At 39.1% G+C, this 19,607-nt stretch carries 15 protein-coding genes and 1 pseudogene; 15 read left to right on the top strand and 1 reads right to left on the bottom strand.

Going from position 1 to position 19,607, the window contains the following annotated elements; translation table 11 throughout:
* Positions 1-72 precede the first annotated feature (72 nt).
* From CH76_RS03140 to CH76_RS03130, 3 genes are all read left to right on the top strand, one after another.
* Entirely contained in the window at positions 73-558 is a 486-nt protein-coding gene (locus tag CH76_RS03140; RefSeq protein ID WP_036142811.1) for a DedA family protein, read from the top strand.
* A 76-nt stretch (positions 559-634) separates the two neighbouring features.
* Positions 635-1,690: a nicotinate-nucleotide--dimethylbenzimidazole phosphoribosyltransferase gene (gene cobT, locus CH76_RS03135; protein WP_051910185.1), complete on the top strand. Its 1,056-nt coding sequence runs from the start codon at positions 635-637 to the stop codon at positions 1,688-1,690.
* Between the two features lie 24 nt (positions 1,691-1,714).
* Entirely contained in the window at positions 1,715-2,161 is a 447-nt protein-coding gene (locus CH76_RS03130; RefSeq protein WP_036142807.1) for an OsmC family protein, read from the top strand.
* Positions 2,162-2,192: 31 nt separating this feature from the next.
* Here the strand turns inward: CH76_RS03130 and CH76_RS03125 are convergent, their stop codons facing one another.
* On the bottom strand, positions 2,193-3,017 hold the full coding sequence (locus tag CH76_RS03125; RefSeq protein WP_051910183.1) for a DUF2785 domain-containing protein: 825 nt from the start codon (positions 3,015-3,017) through the stop codon (positions 2,193-2,195).
* Positions 3,018-3,104: 87 nt separating this feature from the next.
* On the opposite strand from CH76_RS03125, the gene CH76_RS03120 reads away from it, so the two are divergent.
* From CH76_RS03120 to ccsA, 12 genes and pseudogenes are all read left to right on the top strand, one after another.
* Positions 3,105-4,109, top strand: a complete 1,005-nt coding sequence (locus CH76_RS03120) for an LLM class flavin-dependent oxidoreductase (protein ID WP_036142804.1) — start codon at positions 3,105-3,107, stop codon at positions 4,107-4,109.
* A 13-nt stretch (positions 4,110-4,122) separates the two neighbouring features.
* A complete protein-coding gene (locus tag CH76_RS03115; protein WP_036142802.1) occupies positions 4,123-5,049 on the top strand; it encodes a hypothetical protein in 927 nt (308 codons plus the stop codon).
* A 106-nt stretch (positions 5,050-5,155) separates the two neighbouring features.
* A pseudogene (gene tig, locus CH76_RS03110) lies at positions 5,156-6,447 on the top strand (trigger factor).
* Positions 6,448-6,594: 147 nt separating this feature from the next.
* Positions 6,595-7,863, top strand: a complete 1,269-nt coding sequence (gene clpX / locus CH76_RS03105) for an ATP-dependent protease ATP-binding subunit ClpX (protein WP_036142799.1) — start codon at positions 6,595-6,597, stop codon at positions 7,861-7,863.
* A 156-nt stretch (positions 7,864-8,019) separates the two neighbouring features.
* A complete protein-coding gene (lon, locus tag CH76_RS03100; RefSeq protein ID WP_036142796.1) occupies positions 8,020-10,332 on the top strand; it encodes an endopeptidase La in 2,313 nt (770 codons plus the stop codon).
* A gap of 1 nt (position 10,333) precedes the next feature.
* Positions 10,334-10,951, top strand: a complete 618-nt coding sequence (gene yihA, locus CH76_RS03095) for a ribosome biogenesis GTP-binding protein YihA/YsxC (RefSeq protein ID WP_051910181.1) — start codon at positions 10,334-10,336, stop codon at positions 10,949-10,951.
* Positions 10,952-11,059: 108 nt separating this feature from the next.
* Positions 11,060-11,233: a YjfB family protein gene (locus CH76_RS13660; protein ID WP_081892604.1), complete on the top strand. Its 174-nt coding sequence runs from the start codon at positions 11,060-11,062 to the stop codon at positions 11,231-11,233.
* A gap of 21 nt (positions 11,234-11,254) precedes the next feature.
* On the top strand, positions 11,255-12,625 hold the full coding sequence (locus CH76_RS03090; RefSeq protein ID WP_152553281.1) for a hypothetical protein: 1,371 nt from the start codon (positions 11,255-11,257) through the stop codon (positions 12,623-12,625).
* 58 nt (positions 12,626-12,683) lie between these two features.
* On the top strand, positions 12,684-14,231 hold the full coding sequence (locus CH76_RS03085) for an S-layer homology domain-containing protein (protein WP_036142793.1): 1,548 nt from the start codon (positions 12,684-12,686) through the stop codon (positions 14,229-14,231).
* Between the two features lie 24 nt (positions 14,232-14,255).
* Positions 14,256-17,147 (top strand): VWA domain-containing protein, encoded by a 2,892-nt coding sequence (locus tag CH76_RS03080; RefSeq protein ID WP_036142791.1) that lies wholly within the window; start codon positions 14,256-14,258, stop codon positions 17,145-17,147.
* Positions 17,148-17,304: 157 nt separating this feature from the next.
* Positions 17,305-18,663: a glutamyl-tRNA reductase gene (hemA, locus tag CH76_RS03075; protein ID WP_036142789.1), complete on the top strand. Its 1,359-nt coding sequence runs from the start codon at positions 17,305-17,307 to the stop codon at positions 18,661-18,663.
* Between the two features lie 98 nt (positions 18,664-18,761).
* On the top strand, positions 18,762-19,592 hold the full coding sequence (gene ccsA, locus CH76_RS03070; protein WP_036142786.1) for a cytochrome c biogenesis protein CcsA: 831 nt from the start codon (positions 18,762-18,764) through the stop codon (positions 19,590-19,592).
* Positions 19,593-19,607 lie beyond the last annotated feature (15 nt).

The following is a 19,607-nucleotide window of genomic DNA, read 5'->3' as shown; positions in this document are numbered from 1 at the left end:
TACTTTTTTCTTGTGCGGGAATAGTAGAGTATGTTAGATTATTATACTGTAATGCGACAGGGGGATAGCGTCATGGCAACAGTTGAGTCGCTCATTATCAATTATGGTTATTTTGCGTTGTATGGCATTCTTGCACTAGGCATCATTGGGTTACCTGTGCCTGACGAAGTGCTTATGACGTTTGTAGGTTATTTAACATCAACACATGTAATGAATTACCCACTTACTTTAATGGTTAGTATTTGTGGTTCGGTAACAGGTATGTTTGTTAGTTATACAATTGGTAGCAAAATTGGACAGCCTTTTTTATTAAAATACGGAAAATGGCTAAAGCTTACACCGAAATGTATTCATAAGGTTGAGTCTTGGTTTAATCGCTACGGTATGTGGACGATTAATATTGCTTATTTTATTCCAGGATTTCGTCATATTACTAGCTATATTGCAGGTACAAGTGGTATGAACAAAATGAAGTATATATTATTTGCTACAACAGGAGCTGTAATATGGTGCTTTACATTTTTATTAATAGGTAAACTTGTTGGCGTACATTTTTAAGACTATCTACCTCGTAGGTGGTCTTTTTTTGTTATACTAAAGAAGTTTGATTAGTTAGATAAAGGAGCATGCTTTTATGGAAAAACATTTTTTACAAACAGTGACAATTTCACCCTTAGATAATGAGGTGGGACAACAAGTAGCGGATTATTTAGATTCATTAACAAAGCCTCGTGGTAGCTTAGGTCGTCTTGAGGAAATCGCAATTGAATTAGGGAGAATGACAAGCAAAAAATTACCAACAGTAAGTCGTCCAGGTGCTATTGTTTTTGCTTCAGACCATGGTATTACAGCACAAGGTGTTTCGCCTTATCCAAGTGCAGTAACCGTACAAATGGCGGCAAGCTTTTTACGCGAGCAAGCAACGATGAGTATTTTTTGTCGTTTGATTGGAGCAGAACTACGTATTGTGGATTTAGGTATTAATGCAGAGCTAAATGAAGAAGGATTAATCAATCGTAAAGTACGTGCACAAGGTACACGTAATTTTTATAATGAAAATGCGATGACAGAAGAAGAAGCACTGCAAGCATTAGCAGTTGGCTTTGAAGAGGCAACGAAGTTACTTGAAACAGGTGTAGATTGTTTAATCTTAGGTGAGCTAGGTATAGGCAATACTTCCCCAAGCAGTGCAATGATGGCAGTTTTAAGTGGTAAAGATATTAGCGAAGTAGCAGGGCCAGGCTCTGGATTAGTAGATGAGCAAGTAGAGAAGAAGCGCTGTACATTGCGAGAAGCTATTGAGCGTCGTGGCGCAACAGCTGATGATGTACTAGTACTTCTACAACAAGTAGGTGGCTTTGATATTGCAGGTATGGCAGGAGCAATGATTGCTGCTGCGAGCAAGCGTACACCAATTTTAGTAGATGGTTTTATTTCGACGGTAGCAGCAGTAGTTGCTGAGCGATTAGCGCCAGGCACAAAAAACTATATGCTAGCAGGACATCAATCAGCAGAGCCAGGGCATATTGTAGCACTTGAAATGCTAGGCAAAAAGCCGATTGTACAATTAGGCATGCGTTTAGGTGAAGGTACAGGCGCAGCTGTAGCATTTCCGATTGTAAAGGCAGCAATTGCAGCGTTAAGTGAGTTGCCTACATTTACATCAGCAGGTATATCGGATAAAGCATAACAAAATGGGGATGGAGTGATTGAGATGGTAGTAAGTGTGTTTAAAGCAAAGACTACATTACAAAAGCAAATGGTAGTAGAGGCACAGGCGAGACAACATGTCATCAAAATTGATGAACCAAAGGAACTCGGAGGCACAGATGTTGGAATGAATCCAGTAGAGCTAGTGCTAGCTTCCCTTGGTGCATGTCAAACGATTGCGGCACAGGTATATGCAAAGAAGTTTGAGGTGGCATATGATGAGCTTTATGTTGAAGTTGAGGGAGACCTTGATTTAGATGGCTTTTTGGATAAAGGGGATGTGCGACCAGGTTTTACAGAAATTCGGTATACGGTGCATCTAATAACAAATGAACCACAAGAAAAAGTACAGCGCTTTTTAGCATTCGTTGAAACACATTGTCCTGTGGGTGATACGTTAACTAAGGGTGTACGACTTGTTGCTAATGAACCTAAATTAACAGCATATTAAAAAAGAAGGAGCAACCGAGCTCCTTCTTTTTTTATGCATTTAAGCGATGCCATTGGGTAATGAATTGGTAAAGTGTTTCTTGAAGCTGAGGGGTTACACGACGAACTTTTAAATAAAAGTACAATGTTTTAGCTAGTTGCAGTGTATTAGTACGCTGTTTAAAGAAGCGTTCACTATAACCTTGGCTCATTAAACTCATATTAAGTTGTTCGAAGAGTTGCGTAGTCCATTCAATCAATAGTGGTTCAGGTGTATCTTTTAGTGCGAGTGCTTCTATAATTGCTGCAAAGCGCTCATCCTCATCTTGTGTGAATACGATATCTAGCTTTACGCTATGTTTAATGCCATGTAAAATTTGTGGCGTTGCCCGCACATCAAATTGTGGATGATGAATAGCAGCTAAGGTAGCATCTGCACCAAAAGGAATGGCGTTGGCCCAACCTTTATCCGCTATAAAATTACGCGTATCCGTTTCATACATTAAAAAAGAAGCGATATGTAAAATCGTTTGCTTGGCGCATTTGTCTTGTAAAAATGGTTGTTTTGCGTCAAGGCCAAGTAAGTCTGCTAACAGTAGTGCTGCATAAGCCCGAGCAAATACACTGTCCTCATTGTCACGTGTAGCTAGTGTTGCACGCAGGGCTGTCGTTATGTCATGAAGCTGTGAGGCAGAGAGCGTGTTGGTAGTAAGCCAAGTAGTAAATAGCTGATAGACTAGCTCATCGCGAATACTAGGGTCAGGATTGCCTAACTCATTGACAAGAGCTAATAAAAAATCAGGGTGCTCTGCTAGATAGTCTTGTGTTTGTGGTACGGATAATTTGGTAATATGTTGTAAATCTTGTCGTAAAATCATAATTCCTCCTTAAAAGCAGTACATGTTATACTTAAGTCATTATGCCACGAAATGACTAACAACAAAAGCGGAATGGAGTGAAATAAAATGAAATTACAACTTTCTATCCTTGATATGGTTGTTATGTACCAAGGTGACTCAGTAGCAACAACAATTGAAAATACGGTGGACTTTGCTAAGCAGGCAGAAGAGCTAGGTTATACACGTTATTGGTTTACTGAACATCATAATACACATAATCTAGTATGCCCTTCACCAGCGCTGTTAATCACACATGTAGGTGCAAACACAACAAAGCTACGCTTAGGAGCGGGTGGTGTTATGTTGCCTAATCATAGCCCGTTACGTGTTGCAGAAGACTTTGCCCTATTAGCTGCTATACATAAGGGACGAATTGATTTAGGTTTAGGACGTGCACCTGGTACGGATGGGTTAACAGCACTTGCGTTACGCCGTACAAGGGAAGCGGTTTATCGTTATGATTTCCCTGAACATCTAGATGAGTTATTGCATTATTTTAAACGTGATTTTCCGGATAATGCACCATTTGCTCGTATTCAATTTTCACCATCTGAAGATGTGCCAGCGATTTATATGCTAGGTTCAAGCAATGGTGGTGTAAATTATGCGGCAGAGCGTGGGCTATCCTTTGTCTTTGCAGCACATATGGCGCCCAAAATTGCAGTGCCAACACTTAAGCATTATAATGAGCGCTTTGTACCTTCTATGTGGAATGACAAACCACATGCAATTGTGTCTATTGGCGTGGTAGTCGCTGCGACTGAGCAGGAAGCTAAGCGTTTAGCAAAGCCTGCACAAATGTATTGGGCACGCGTATTTATGGGAGAAAGCCGTGTAGCCTTACCAACATTAGATGAAGCGGAGCATTATGAATTTACAGCAGCCGAGCAACTTACCTTAGCACAAATGGAGGGCAGTATCCTTGTAGGTAGTGCTGAACAAGTAGCTACTCGTATTAAAGGCTTAGCACTTGCCGCACATGTAGATGAGGTGTTAACATTAACGTTTTATCCAACCAAGGCATCACGCTTAGAGGGGCAACGCCTACTAGCTGAGGCAATGGATATATAAAGAGGGTGTAGCTTTGAAACAACAAAAAAAAGTCATTGCCTTTCCTGGCATGATATATCGTGCATATGATTATCTGGAAAACTATGAGTGGGATAAAGCGGCAAAATTATTTGATCAAGTCGTGCAGCACCAAGAGCTAAAGGCGCAAGAGACGTTTGTTTATGCGTTTGCCTTAAGTGAGGTAAAGCGTTATCAAGAAGCCAAAGCTATTTGTGAAACCTTAATGGAAAGCCCTACTGACGAATATTGGGACGTAGTAGAGCTATATATTAAGGTCAGTATGCAACTGAAAAATTATCAACAAGTAGAAAAATTTATTACTACATTGATTGATGATAGAGCTGTACCAAAGGAAAGGTATGATCGCTTTCAACACTTGCATAGCTTAAATGCTAAGATTGCACAGCAAGATACAACGCTCTCTCCAACTATTGATGTGTTTTTCGAGCGTGAAGTGCCCGCGCAAATAGCGCAATTATACGAATGGCAAAATGTTGCTATTGCTAAGCAACAAGATTTTATTGTGGCTATTATTGAGCATCCAAAGGCACATCCTATGGTGCAAAGTTTAGCGTTATTATTACTTGTAGAGCAAAAGTTAACGGCAACTGTAACGCTCGAAAAATTAGGTCAACAATGTACGGTGCATACAAATGATTTGCAATTACCTACACAAATGCCGCAATATAAATACATTGCATCGTATCTTGAAGAGGTCTTAATGCAGGATCCAACAGCGCTCGAAATGGCAAATCAACTGCTTGTAAAGCATGCTATTATGACCTATCCACTAGAATGGCAGCCTTTTGCCGAGGATGATATAGCAATTGGCTATAAGCAGTTCATTGAAGAGTTATTTGGTAAAGTGCAGGAGGTTGATGTAGAAGTACAGCAATACTTACATCAACTTGAAGAAATCTCAATGCTTTATGATGTGTGAAAAAAGTTGAAACTGTGTTGAACTGTGATATACTGAAATGGTTGTCAAAGAACGGCAAGACATGTAGACTGGCTAACAGTGAATTATATTTTTGGAGGTAACATATATGTCAATTAAATGGGAAAAACAAGAAGGTACTAACTTAGGAACATTAACAGTTACAGTACCAGCTGAAAAAGTAAACGCTTCATTAGACCAAGCGTTTAAAAAAGTAGTAAAAGAAATCAACGTACCAGGCTTCCGTAAAGGTAAAATGCCTCGCGTAATGTTCGAACAACGCTTCGGCGCTGAAGCATTATACCAAGACGCTCTTGAAATTCTTATGAGCGAAGCTACCCTAATGCATTAGATGAAGCAGGCATTGAGCCAGTAGACTACCCATCAATCGATGGTACAGAAAACTTCGCTAAAGGCCAAGATTTCACATTTACAGCACAAGTTGTTGTTAAACCTGAACCAAAATTAGGCGAGTACAAAGGTCTTGAAGTAACAAAACCATCAGTTGAAGTAACTGAAGAAGAAATTACTGCAGACATCGAAGCTAAATTAGCTCAACACGCTGAAATGGAAGTTAAAGAAGACGAAGCAATCGTTGAAGGCGACACTGCTGTAATCGACTTCGAAGGTTTCGTAGGTGAAGAAGCATTTGAAGGCGGTAAAGGCGAAGACTACGCACTTGAAATCGGTTCTAACACATTCATTCCTGGCTTTGAAGAGCAACTAGTTGGCGCTAAAACTGGCGACAACAAAGATGTAGTTGTTACATTCCCAGCAGAATACCACGCTGAAGAATTAGCTGGTAAAGAAGCTACATTCAAAGTAACAGTTAAAGAAGTTAAAGTTAAAGTTCTTCCAGAATTAGATGACGAGTTCGCTAAAGAAATCGACGAAACAGTTGCTTCTGCAGACGAATTACGCACAAAAATGACAGAAGAAAAAACTGAAGCTAAAAAAGCTGAAGCTGAAGCAGTACTACGCGACGAGCTAGTAGAAAAAGCAGCAGCTAACGCTGACTTCGAAGTACCAGCTGGCATGATCAACACTGAAGTTGACCAAATGGTACGCGAGTTCGACCAACGTTTACAACAACAAGGTATGAACCTTGAGTTATATACACAATTCTCTGGTCAAACAGAAGAAGACCTACGTGGTCAAATGAAAGAAGAAGCTGACAATCGTATCCGCGTACGCTTAACACTAGAAGCTATTGCAGACGCTGAGAAAATCGAAGCTACTGACGAAGACATCAACAAAGAATTAGAAGAAATGTCTAAACAATTCAACATGACAACTGAACAAATCACTACAGCTTTAGGTGGTTCTACAGATATCTTAAAACAAGATATCCGTATGAAGAAAACAGTTGAATTATTAGTAGACAACGCTAAAATCAACTAATTCAATATAAAAAAATAGCACATTAAAACAAGGTACGGATACTCATGCCGTACCTTGTTTTCTCAATAAAAGTAAGTACGTGTGCGATTTATTTGAAAACTAAGGAATAATCTTGTAAGATTGTTGCTTGAATAGGGGTGAAACTAATTGTTCAAATTTAATGATGAAAATAACAACTTAAATTGCTCGTTTTGTGGTAAGCCACAAGAGCAGGTTCGCAAATTAGTTGCAGGACCTGGTGTATACATTTGTGATGAATGTATCGAGTTGTGCTCTGAAATCGTTGTAGAAGAATTAGGAGGAGAGGAAGAAATTGATTTTAAAGATGTTCCTCGTCCGAAAGAAATTCAAGCGATTTTAGATGAATACGTGATTGGACAAGACCGTGCGAAAAAGGCCCTTGCTGTAGCAGTTTATAACCACTATAAGCGTATTAATTCAAACAGCAAAATCGATGATGTAGAACTATCTAAATCTAACATTGTTTTAATTGGACCTACAGGTAGCGGTAAAACGTTACTTGCTCAAACATTAGCACGAATTTTAAACGTACCTTTCGCTATTGCAGATGCAACTTCTTTAACAGAAGCTGGCTATGTAGGTGAAGACGTTGAAAATATTTTATTAAAATTAATCCAGTCAGCGGATTATGATATTGAACGCGCTGAAAAAGGAATTATTTATATTGATGAGATTGATAAAGTAGCACGTAAGTCTGAAAACCCATCTATTACACGCGATGTATCTGGTGAAGGTGTTCAACAAGCGTTACTTAAAATTTTAGAGGGTACAACAGCTAGCGTGCCACCTCAAGGCGGACGTAAGCACCCGCATCAAGACTTTTTACAAATTGACACAACTAACATCCTATTTATCGTAGGTGGTGCGTTTGATGGTATCGAGGATATTATTAAACGTCGTCAAGGCGAAAAAGTAATCGGCTTCGGCGCAGAGCCAAACAAGGCAATCGTAGAAGACGAGTCATTAATGGCTAAATTAATTCCAGAAGACTTATTAAAATTTGGTTTAATTCCAGAGTTTATTGGTCGTTTACCAGTTTTAGCAAGTCTTGAGCAACTTGATGAGGAAGCACTTGTAGAAATCTTAACAGCGCCGAAAAACGCGTTAGTTAAGCAATACCAAAAAATGCTAGAGCTAGATGATGTAGAGCTAGAATTTACAGATGAAGCGCTAGTAGCAATCTCTAAAGAAGCTATCGAACGTAAAACAGGCGCACGTGGCTTACGCTCAATTATTGAAGCGACAATGCTAGATGTAATGTATGAGCTACCATCACGTGAAGATGTGAAAAAATGTATCGTAACGGAAGAAACGATTACAGAAAAAGTGAAGCCAACATTACTATTAGCTGATGGTCAAGAAGTAAAAGAAGATAATAAAAAAACATCAGCCTAATAGCATAACGAGGAGCTGACTTCGGTTTTGTGCATCGTCTGCACAATTCCGTAAGTCAGCTTTTCTTTTTTTTATGAAATGGTATGATATGAGAAGTGATTTGCACTTTGCAGGCGGGGAATGCAAGGTGTAGTTTAGATGGAGGTGGATACCCGCATGACAACAACATTGATGCCGATTTTACCACTTAGAGGTTTACTTGTTTATCCAAAAATGCGCTTACACATTGATGTAGGTCGTGAGCGTTCGATTGCAGCGCTTGAGGAAGCAATGGAGCAAGATAAGCATATTTTTTTAGTTACACAAAAAGATGTTAAAGTAGATAGCCCAACAGAGAAGGATTTATACGATGTTGGTACCATCGCATATATTAAGCAACTTATTAAGCTGCCAAATGGTACGCTTCGTGTGCTAGTAGAAGGTGTTAATCGCGCTACATTTACACATTACGAAGAAGCGCGTAAATTTACACAAGCAACGGTGACCATTTTAGCTTCAGAAATTGAAGAAGATATTGAAACAGCGGCACTGCAGCGTATTGCAAATGATTATTTTGCACGCTTTGCCAAATCATCTAATAAAATTACATCGGAAACAGTGGCACTCGTAGAAGAAGAAAAGGATGCAAGTAAGCTAGCAGACTTAATGATGACACACTTGCCACTTAAAATTGCGGATAAGCAAGAAGTATTAGCAATTGCCAATGTTAAAAAGCGTTTAGATTATTTAATTATTAGGATGCATGATGAGCTTGAAGTTATTGCTGTTGAGAAGAAAATCAGCGCACGTGTCAAAGAAGCAGTAGAAAAAACGCAAAAAGAGTATTACTTGCGTGAGCAACTCAAAGCCATCCAAGATGAGCTAGGCTCAAGCGAGGGTAAAACGGGTGAAGTGGCCGAGCTTAAAAAGCGTATTGAAGAAGCAGGTATGCCTGAAGGTACAAAAGAGGTTGCTTTAAAAGAATTAAATCGCTACGAAAAGTTGCCGGCAGCTAGTGCAGAAAGCGGCGTTATTCGTAATTATGTGGAATGGTTAGTATCAATTCCTTGGTCAAAGACAACAGAAGACCGCTTGTCAATTACTCATGCTGAGGAGATTTTAAATCGTGACCACGACGGCTTAGAAAAAGTCAAAGAACGAATTATTGAGTACTTAGCTGTACGTCAAATGACAAAATCTTTACGCGGTCCTATTTTATGTTTAGTAGGCCCTCCAGGTGTTGGTAAAACATCACTAGCACGTTCTGTAGCTGAGAGTTTAGACCGTACTTTTGTACGTGCATCGCTTGGTGGTGTACGTGACGAGTCTGAAATTCGTGGTCACCGACGTACGTATGTGGGCGCGATGCCAGGTCGTATTATCCAAGGGATGAAAAAGGCAGGTACAATTAATCCGCTATTTTTATTAGATGAGATTGATAAAATGTCAAATGATTTCCGAGGCGATCCTTCTGCAGCAATGCTTGAGGTGCTTGACCCAGAGCAAAATAATACATTTAGCGATCATTACATTGAAGAACCTTACGACTTATCCAATGTATTATTTATTGCTACAGCTAATGATTTAAGTACAATTCCAGGACCATTGCTTGACCGTATGGAGGTTATTTCGATTTCTGGCTATACGGAGCAGGAGAAATTAGCGATTGCAACAAATCACCTTATCCCTAAACAACGCGAGGAGCATGGATTAACAAAATCTCAAATTGTTTTTAAAGAAGAAGCTGTGATGGATATTGTACGTTACTATACGCGTGAGGCTGGTGTGCGTAGCCTTGAACGACAAATCGCAACCGTATGCCGTAAAGTAACAAAAATGATTATTACAGAAGAACGTAAACGTGTGACAATTAACAGCAAGATGGTCGTTGAGCTATTAGGTAAGCATCGTGTACGTCACGGCTTAGCATCTGAACAAGACCAAGTAGGTGTAGCAACAGGGCTTGCATATACAACAGTAGGTGGCGATACACTTCAAATTGAGGTGAATATTACACCAGGTAAAGGTAAGATGCAGTTAACAGGTAAGCTTGGCGATGTAATGAAAGAGTCAGCACAAGCGGCGTTATCATTTGTGCGTTCACGTACAGATAAATTGCAAGTAGAGGCGGATTATTTTGAGAAGCATGACATCCATATTCATGTGCCAGAAGGTGCTGTACCAAAGGATGGTCCATCAGCAGGTATTACGATGGCAACAGCGATTGCTTCAGCTATTACAAATAAAGCCATCAAAAAAGAAATTGGTATGACAGGCGAGATTACGCTACGCGGTCGTGTATTAGCGATTGGCGGCTTAAAAGAAAAATCACTGAGTGCTCACCGAGCGGGCTTAACAACGATTATTTGTCCGAAAGATAATGAGCGCGATGTTGATGATATTCCAGAAAGTGTACGTAACGAATTAACGTTTAAATTTGTTTCGTCAGCAGACGACGTCTTAAACTTAGCATTAGACGGAGGATTTTAATATGAACGAAGAACAACAACCTAAGGATTTTGATATTACCAAAATCCATAATGTAGAGATGGTAATTAGTGCGGTAAAGCCAGAGCAATACCCAGAGGACGGCTTTCCTGAGTTTGCTTTAGCAGGGCGCTCAAATGTTGGGAAGTCCTCTTTTATTAATCGCATGATTAACCGAAAGAGTATGGCTCGTACCTCATCTAAGCCAGGTAAAACTCAAACGCTTAATTTTTATAAAATCGAAGAACAATTGTTTTTCGTTGATGTGCCAGGCTATGGTTACGCCAAAGTATCAAAGTCAGAGCGTGCAGCTTGGGGTAAAATGATTGAGCAGTATATTACATCACGAGAGCCATTACGTGCTGTCGTACTAATTGTAGATTTACGTCATAATCCAACAGCAGACGATATGATGATGTATGATTTCTTAAAGCACTATAATATTCCGTGTATCGTTATTGCGACAAAGGCTGACAAAATACCTAAGGGTAAGTGGGACAAGCACAAGTCCATCATTAAAAAGAAATTAGATATGGTCAAAGGCGATCCTATCATTACATTTTCGTCAGAAAAAAGTCTAGGCATTGAAGAAGCCTGGGCAGAAATTAAAAAACGTATGTAAAAAAAACATCATTCATGTTACGGTTGTAATGTGAATGATGTTTTTCTATGTGAAAAACTTCATAGAGAGAGAAAAAGGACGATAGTAATGTATAGGAGGTGTGTACCAATGGATATTGCAGCAGTAGCGATGGATATGAGTCAAGCAAAGCTTATGCAGGATGTGTCACTTGCGGTTACTAAGCAAGCGATGGATATGCAGGAGCAACAAACAGCAAAATTAGTAGAGATGTTAGATGCACCGCACCCAACAGCTGGACATAACTTTGATGTTTCGATATAACGTAAACCATAAGGAGGAGCAATGGTGAAAAAAATTGTGATAATGGTTGCAGGTCTTATGATGGCACTTGCACTTGCTTTACCAACTACAGCTAAGGCTGAAGACGGTATGGCAACAATTACAGGTTCACTAACAAGCATTGACCCTAAAGGCATGCATATTACAGTTCAAGTGAATCGTTCGACAACGAAAACCTATTATATTAATAGTAGCACCCTCTACCGCAAAAATAGTGGTGTGGTTGATATTAGTGAAATGTATGTAGGGGACATTGTTAGTTTAACACTAGCTAACCCAGCAACATCGCTTGTTAAAGAAGTAATGATTCAATCAGCAGGCACACAAATTGAAAATGTTTACCGCGGTACGATTACTTCTGTAAATAGTGCCATGAACCGTTTAACTGTACGTAACGAACAACCGCTAGAAGATTGGGAGTTTGGTTTCCGTGTGAGTGATAAGCAAACAACCGCAGCTTTTCAAAGTCGTACACCTATTTATGTAGGGAATAAAAAAATTGCTAAAACATCACTAAAAAAATATATCAATAGTGATATTTACTATGTAACAACGAAGCAATTTGGTAAAGAAGTCATTCAACAAATGATTGTACGCGAAGCAAATGAACGTACATACTATGAGCCAATGCTAGCTGTAGATACGCGCTATAAATTTATGGAACTAGCAAATGTAGGTAAAACATACTTCCATGATGGTACGATTTTAGTGCGTAATGGACGTTTAATTAAACCGACCGGTCTAACAGTAGCAGGACAAGTTTATGCTGTGACAGATGGCCATACACGTAATAATTTTGTACAAGTAGCACAAGTTATGCATGATAGCTTTACATCTGCTAACTTTGCAGGTCACGAGTTATACTTTGGACGACTAGACTACGTAGCAAATAATTATTTACTAGAAATGAAAAATGTAGTGAAATACGAACATAATCGCTGGGCATTTGCTGAGGATGGTGTGTTGTCATTTAGTAATACAACAACAGCTAAAGCTAGCCTTCAAGGGAAGCAAATTATGTTAAAGCCAGAAATGGATTTAGTAAATTATGAAGGCGAGTATGGCTACTTTTATGTAAAAAATGGTCATGTACAAGCTGTACAATTACTTGATCAAACACAAAAGTTAAGCACTGTAACAGCTGTTGGGCGCGTAATGCAACCACCGACTAATGGCAAGCTTGATGTAAAAGATGTAGCACAGTGGCAAGCAGGAAGCTTTGTACAAAGTGGACGCAAACAAAACATGATGATTGCTGACGCACTTATTCTTAAAGGTGGTAAAGTAATTGCAGCTGATCAAATCCAAGCGAATGACCGTGTAGTTGTGTTATCAGATGGTAACTTTGATGTTGCTGTAGTATTAGTTGATTAAAAAAGGAGGGCGTGTAGCGGTACACGTCTTTCTTTGTAAGGAAAGGACGTAAGCAATCGTGAAAAAAATAACGATGACCTCGCTAGCGCTTGCTGCCACATTGGTATTTTCACCGATGGCTAAAGCAGAGACGCTCGATATGAGCGGCGGCGTGAAAGATAATTATCAATATGAAGAAGTCGTTTTTATTTCGGGTGAACCTGTGTTATTTAAGGGTGAGGGCAAAGCGATTTCGATTAAAGAAACTAATAAAAGTGGTAAAGCTAAGCGCGATGTCTCATTAACATTGACAGGGCCAAGTAATAAAGATAAACTAACTCGCAAAATTTCGTATGAATCGGACGTTGTAAGTTATGATAAAATCGGGCAAAAAACAGCGGAAGAAAAAATCACAAAGTACACGGAAACAGCTGAGATTAAAGGTGTGAAATATAGTTTACTAGACTATGAGTCATCTGATGCACGCTTTGTTGATGTACGTCCTGCCTCTGATTATTACTCAGGCAAGGGGATTACACGCAAGGTATTTAACCGTACTGTAGGTCGTAATGCACCACCTGAACGTATTAATGTTAACGTTGAAACGCGTCGAGCAGGTTATGAAAATTTTTGGGGTGCAACAGAGGCTTTAATTAGTGATTATAACTATGAGCGTGAGGTTGGTGGCACTGTTGAGGAAGAGTGGACAGTTACCAATAAAGTTAATGTTACAAAATCAAGTATTTTAGAACTGCAAGAAAATATGGCTTCTGGTGTATCTTATGATGACTATTATGTTATTGAGCGTTATAAGGAAATGGGCTCGATTTATGAATATGAACTAGCAGATGGTACGACGGATGAGGTGGCGCTAGATAAAACCTATACGCCAACTAATAGCGCTTTACCTGTAGCTAAGTTTAACGATATTCAAAATTTAGATGACGAAGCTTACACAGCTACAAAGAAAATGTACGGTTTGCAAGTGATTAATGATTACCCAAGTAATATTTTAGGTATTCGTTCATTTAGACCAAGTGCCTATATTACCCGCGTTGATTTTACAGCTGCATTAGCTAAATTAATTGACCTACGTGTTGATATGCCTGATGAAAAAGCTAAAGGTAAATCAACAAGTAAAAATGCACCTAGCTATTTTAAAGACTTACCTGCTTCAAATGAAAACTACGACGCTATTTTATTAGCGGTACAAAAAGGCTTAACGACGGGTAATGGTAAATGTGATTTTACGCAGCCACCAATTGTTGAAAAAGCACCTGCGAAAAATAAGCCTGGTGTAGTTAACCCATGTAGCTTTTCGCCAAATAATGCGTTAACACGTGAGCATGCGGCAAGCTTTATGATTCGTGCATTAGGTTTGCAAAATAAGCAAGCAAATATGCAAGCAGTCGAACTATATGCGGATGACCAAACTATTGGTGCATCACATCGCAATAATGTTTATTTAGCTAAGGAGTTGGGGTTAATGAATGGTACAGAAGACAACTTCATCCCACGAAAAAACCTAACGCGTGCACAAGCTATGCGTATGCTAGACCGATTATTACTTCATTTAGAGGATGATTTAAAATCACGCTATGTGGACGAAATTATCTTTGCACAATAAGAGAGAAAGTGAGGGCGTAATGTGATGAAAAATAAGCAAACGTTTATTTCGGTAGTATTAACTTTAGTACTACTTATTACGTCATTTATGCCATTTGTTGCAGAGGCTGCAACGTTTTCGGATGTGCCTACCAACAGTGGTAAATACCCAGCAATTAACTGGGCAGTAGAAAATGGTTTTATGAATGGGGCAGGGCGCTTTGAGCCGAATGCTACCGTGAAGGAAGGCGCGCTAGTCGAAACATTATCGCGTGCAGATGAGCATTATCAGCAAGTGCAAGAAGCGGATATGCGTTACTTATTTTATGGCGAATTTAACTTACCTTTAAAAGGCTATGTCAATAAAAGCTTACGTAACGCAACAGACGTAACACGCGGAGATTTTGCACGTATTTTTGCGGCATTTCGTGGTTATGATTTAACGGAGAAACATGCTGTACAGTATTTATATACACAAGGTGTTACAACAGGTGTAACAGGTAAGAAGACATACAAAGACTACCAACCAGAACGAGTGTTAACAAAAGGTGACCTAGCGGTATTTTTATATCGCGGTCAACAAACAGAGCGTCTAGCAGTAAAAGGGTTACAGTTAGCTGCTGTTGGTCGTGATGATAGTAAAGTTACGTTACCACCAGGCTTTGATGGCAATACGACAACAGAGCTCCCACCACCTGATGAGCAAGAGGGCAATGATATTGTTGGCTCTGAGAGCAGTAAGGGGCTTGTTCAAGAAGTACGTATTAGTAAGGAAGAGTTAATTGCTAACGGTGTAGACCGTACAATGTTAGAAATTAAATTGCAAACATGTGACCTTTCACAAATCAATGAAGAAAAAACGCACCAGTTCCAAGTGAAATCAAAATTTGGTGCATATGCGGTTGATGGTGAAGGTAAGGTAACGCGAAATGTTTATACAGACGGCGATACAATTTACGCTGAAATCGTAGCACCACAGCTTACAAAATCTGTGCGTGACACGATTACTTTTGAGTTAGTAAATAATAACGACAAAGCGATGAGTTGTTTTGTCGGCAAAAAAATCGAAGTGCCATTACGTTATGTGCCAAAAGCAGAGATGCGTGTGACATATGACGTATGGGATCCGGATCAACCAGAGGATGATAACACAAACGTTAAACCACCAGCGATTATTACCGAGACTTCTCCAGAGTTTTTCCAAGATGGTTTAATTGATGTTTATACTATTTTTGAAGATTATAAATTTGAGATTGGTCAGCTAGCAGAATTCAGAGATGTGCTAGGTGAAGTGAAGCGCGAGTATATTCATTATGGTAAAAATGAAAATGCTGAAAAGGATGCATTGGGTTACGAAAATGCCATTCTAAAGTTTGAAAACTATCCAATTGCTTTATGGTTATTTGACCGCATGTTACATGAACGTGTATATGAAGGTGTACGTTACCCAGCGGAGGTGCACTACAGTCAAGTAGACCCACTGCGACCAACTTATACGATTCAAGGGATTGATGATGTAATTGCCTCACAAGCTGAGCAAATAAATGCTGTCGCGGCAATTGTGCAATTAATGGGCTACTTACCAGCAGAGGATAAGGTAACGTTAGAGCATTATGATAGTATTTATTCGATTTGGGCGATTTACGAAAACTTAGGCGTAAAAGAAAAAGATGTATTTTTAGCTTATGAAAAAGGTAAAAAGCTGGGTCAGCTAGAAGCTTATAAAAAACGTGTAGATGCCTTGAAGGAAAGTGAGATTATTGCTAACCGTCCAAAAGAGTTTGAGCGTTATACAAAGGTAATGGTTAATCTTTATATGCCAGGCGGTGAAGTAATTACAGATTATCAAGGTGAGGTAAAAGTAACGTTTAATGGTGAGGAGCGCACAGGACACTTCATTACTAATACTTCAAGCGCTCTTGGTGGTTCAGGTGAGCCAGGTACAGCAGTCGTATACTTTGACTCTATTGTATACGGGGAATCAAATGCAACGGTTGAAATCGTCAAAGGTGATAAAGAATACGACAAAATGTTGAAAGACATTACAGGTCCACAACAAGTCGATATTTATACAGACCCGCGTTTTGCGACAAATAGTTGTACCCGCGCAACAGAGATTGGTTTTGTAGTGGATTACTCAGGCTCAATGCAAGCAGTAGACCCTGATAATTCACGTGCACACTATGTACGTAAATTAATTAAGCAGTTTGATGCAGAAAACAATATTATTGTTCGAGCAGATACAACAGGTAAGGTAATAAAAAAAGGTAAGGCGAAAGATGTTCTAACGCATAGTCTATTTGATAATGAAGTGAATAAAGGCGGTACGAATTTATTAAAGGCAACAGATGTGGTGTTTAATCACTACACAGACAGTCGTCAAGCATCTAAAGCGCTCGTTATTATTTCTGATGGTAAAACATCAGCGACGATGATTAATCAAATTACGAAAAAAGCTAAGGATCAAGGTATCAAAGTGTACACGATTGGTATGGGGGAAGGTAAGCAACTCAATGACCGCACATTAGTGCAACTTGCGAATGATACAGGTGGTACTTATTTCCACGCGCTTAACCGTCATCAATTCCATAACCATGCACAGGTGCTATTAAACTCAGTACTATGTAACCGTGTTTATGATTCATGTGCGATTAGTAATAATTTATTACGAAACCCATCTGTTCGTGTGCGCAACGGACGTGTGACGATGCAAACACAAGTAGATGCAACGTGTAACCTTGTGGATAAAGTCATTGTAAAGTATCATGCGTCGCATGGTGAACTACAATTTACGCTTGGTAATCGTAGTAATGTATTGCATACAACAACGCAGCCAATCGCTCAATTTGATAATCTCGTATTAAATAGTAACGTTGAGTTTGTGGCACTTGATAAATCAGGCAATGTCATTGCACGTAAAAATGTAACTGTTCAATAATACTAACACCATGCTCTTAACGTGAGCATGGTGTTTTTATATTCCCTATGGTTGTGGGATAATAGAATAATAGCGTTCACATTTCCGTTGAGAATTGTGTGCGATACTGTGGTATAATTGTTTCATGAATTTAGAAGGTGTGAGGTGGCGAAGGTTCATGCATACAATCGTAGTAGGCTTGAATTACAAAACAGCGCCTGTTGAAATTCGCGAGCGTCTTTCATTTATTGAAAGCACGTTACCGAATGCAATGGAAGCGCTACAACAGCAAAAAAGTATTTTAGAAAACATTATTGTGTCGACGTGCAATCGTACAGAAATCTATGCGGTCGTGGATCAATTGCATACAGGGCGTCACTATATTAAACAGTTTTTAGCAGACTGGTTTGATTTATCAATTGACGCATTTGCGCCGTATTTATTTATTCACGAAAATGAAGCGGCTTTTACGCATTTATTCCGTGTAACGGCTGGTATTGACTCGATGGTCTTAGGGGAAACACAAATTTTAGGTCAAGTGCGTGCAAGCTTTTTAAATGCGCAAACGATTGGTACAACAGGTACGGTATTTAATCATATGTTTAAGCAAGCCGTAACTTTTGCTAAGCGCTCGCATACAGAAACAGCCATTGGAGAAAACGCTGTATCTGTGTCTTATGCTGCTGTAGAGTTAGCAAAAAAAATCTTCGGCTCATTAAAACGTAAGCATGTAGCTATTTTAGGTGCAGGTAAAATGGGTGAGCTTGCCATTCAAAATTTACAAGGCAGTGGTGTGGGTAAGATTACGGTAATTAACCGCACCCTCGAAAAAGCCGAACTGCTTGCAGAGAAGTTTGAAGGTCAAGCAAAATCATTGCAAGAGCTACAGTGCTCGATGCTTGAGGCTGATATTTTAATTACCTCAACGGGTGCTAAGGATTACGTTATTGATTATGAATTAATGCAATTTGTTGAACGTTTACGTAAGGGCAAACCATTATTTATGGTAGACATTGCCGTACCACGCGATATTGACCCACGTGTTGGTGATCTTGAAAATGTCTTTTTATATGATATTGATGATATGCAGGGCATTGTAGAGGCTAATCTTGCAGAGCGTGAGCGTGCAGCTAGCCAAATTGAGGTAATGATTGAGTCAGAGCTAGTAGATTTTGAAAACTGGCTAGCTACTTTAGGTGTAGTGCCAGTTATTTCAGCTCTACGTAAAAAGGCTAATCATATTCAAGAACAAACAATGGCAAGTATCGAAAATAAAATGCCAGAACTCACAGAACGTGAGCGTAAAATTTTAAATAAACATACGAAGTCCATTATTAATCAATTACTAAAAGATCCGATTTTACAAGTAAAAGAAATTGCCAACGAGAAAAAAGCAAATGAGCAGCTACGTCTGTTCCAACAAATCTTTAATCTTGAAGAGGCTGTAAAAGAAGAGAAGCAAGCAATGGAGCAAGTCGAAAAAGAACGATTAGCACAAATGAAGCAACAAGTACCAACGTTAGGGCTGTCGTTCTAAGTAGTGTTAGGAGGTGTTTTCGTATCTGTATGGTAAAATGTAGATGCGGAAACACCTTTGTTTTTGCGAAAATTTATATAGTTAAGAAGGGGTATACGTTGACTGATTTAGTAATGGTTCGATTATACGAGCTAATGATTGTCATATATGCGATTAGTCTCGTGTTTTATTTTGTTGATTATTTTGTAAAGCGCCCCCATTTACGTCGTATTGCATTTTGGCTAGTGTCGATTGTATGGGCGCTCCAAAGTTTGTATTTACTGTTATATATTATCGAAATGCAGCGCTTCCCAATACTGTCCTTGTATGAGGGGATATTATTTTATTCGTGGTTGCTTGTAAGTTTATCGATTATTTTACATTGTATCGTTCGTGTAGATTTACCCGTACTTGTCATCTATTCGTTAGGCTTTGTTTTTGTTACGATTCATACGTTTATGCCAAAACGTGTGACAAGCATGGTACATGATAATTTAATTTCAGAAATGCTATTCATTCATATATTTTCAGCTATTGTGGCATATGCTATTTTTACGCTCAGCTTTGTGTTTTCGGTGCTGTATTTACTTATGTACAAAATGCTAAAGGAAAAGCGTACGACACCAATATTTTGGCAACGCTTTCCGCCGCTAGAGCAAATGATGAATTGGATGAGCGTTTCTTTATATATTGGTGTACCCATTTTATTGATTAGTTTATTACTCGGGCTAGAGTGGGCGATACTACGCATTGCTAGCGTACCGTTATTTGACCCAAAGATTATTGCTTCATTTTTGATTGTCCTTATGTATAGTGTTATTATTTATGCAAATCGCAAAGGGAAATTAAGTAGCACAAAATATGCATGGGTACTCATTGGTGCTTATATTATTGTTGTGATTAATTTCTTTTTAGTGAGTAGCTTATCAACGTTCCATTTATGGTATTAAGAAAGGTTGGATTGT

The organism is Lysinibacillus sp. BF-4 (assembly GCF_000743635.1).
In the GTDB taxonomy this organism is placed as follows: Bacteria; Bacillota; Bacilli; order Bacillales_A; family Planococcaceae; genus Metalysinibacillus; species Metalysinibacillus saudimassiliensis.
This window is presented reverse-complemented; position numbering and strand designations above follow the sequence as displayed.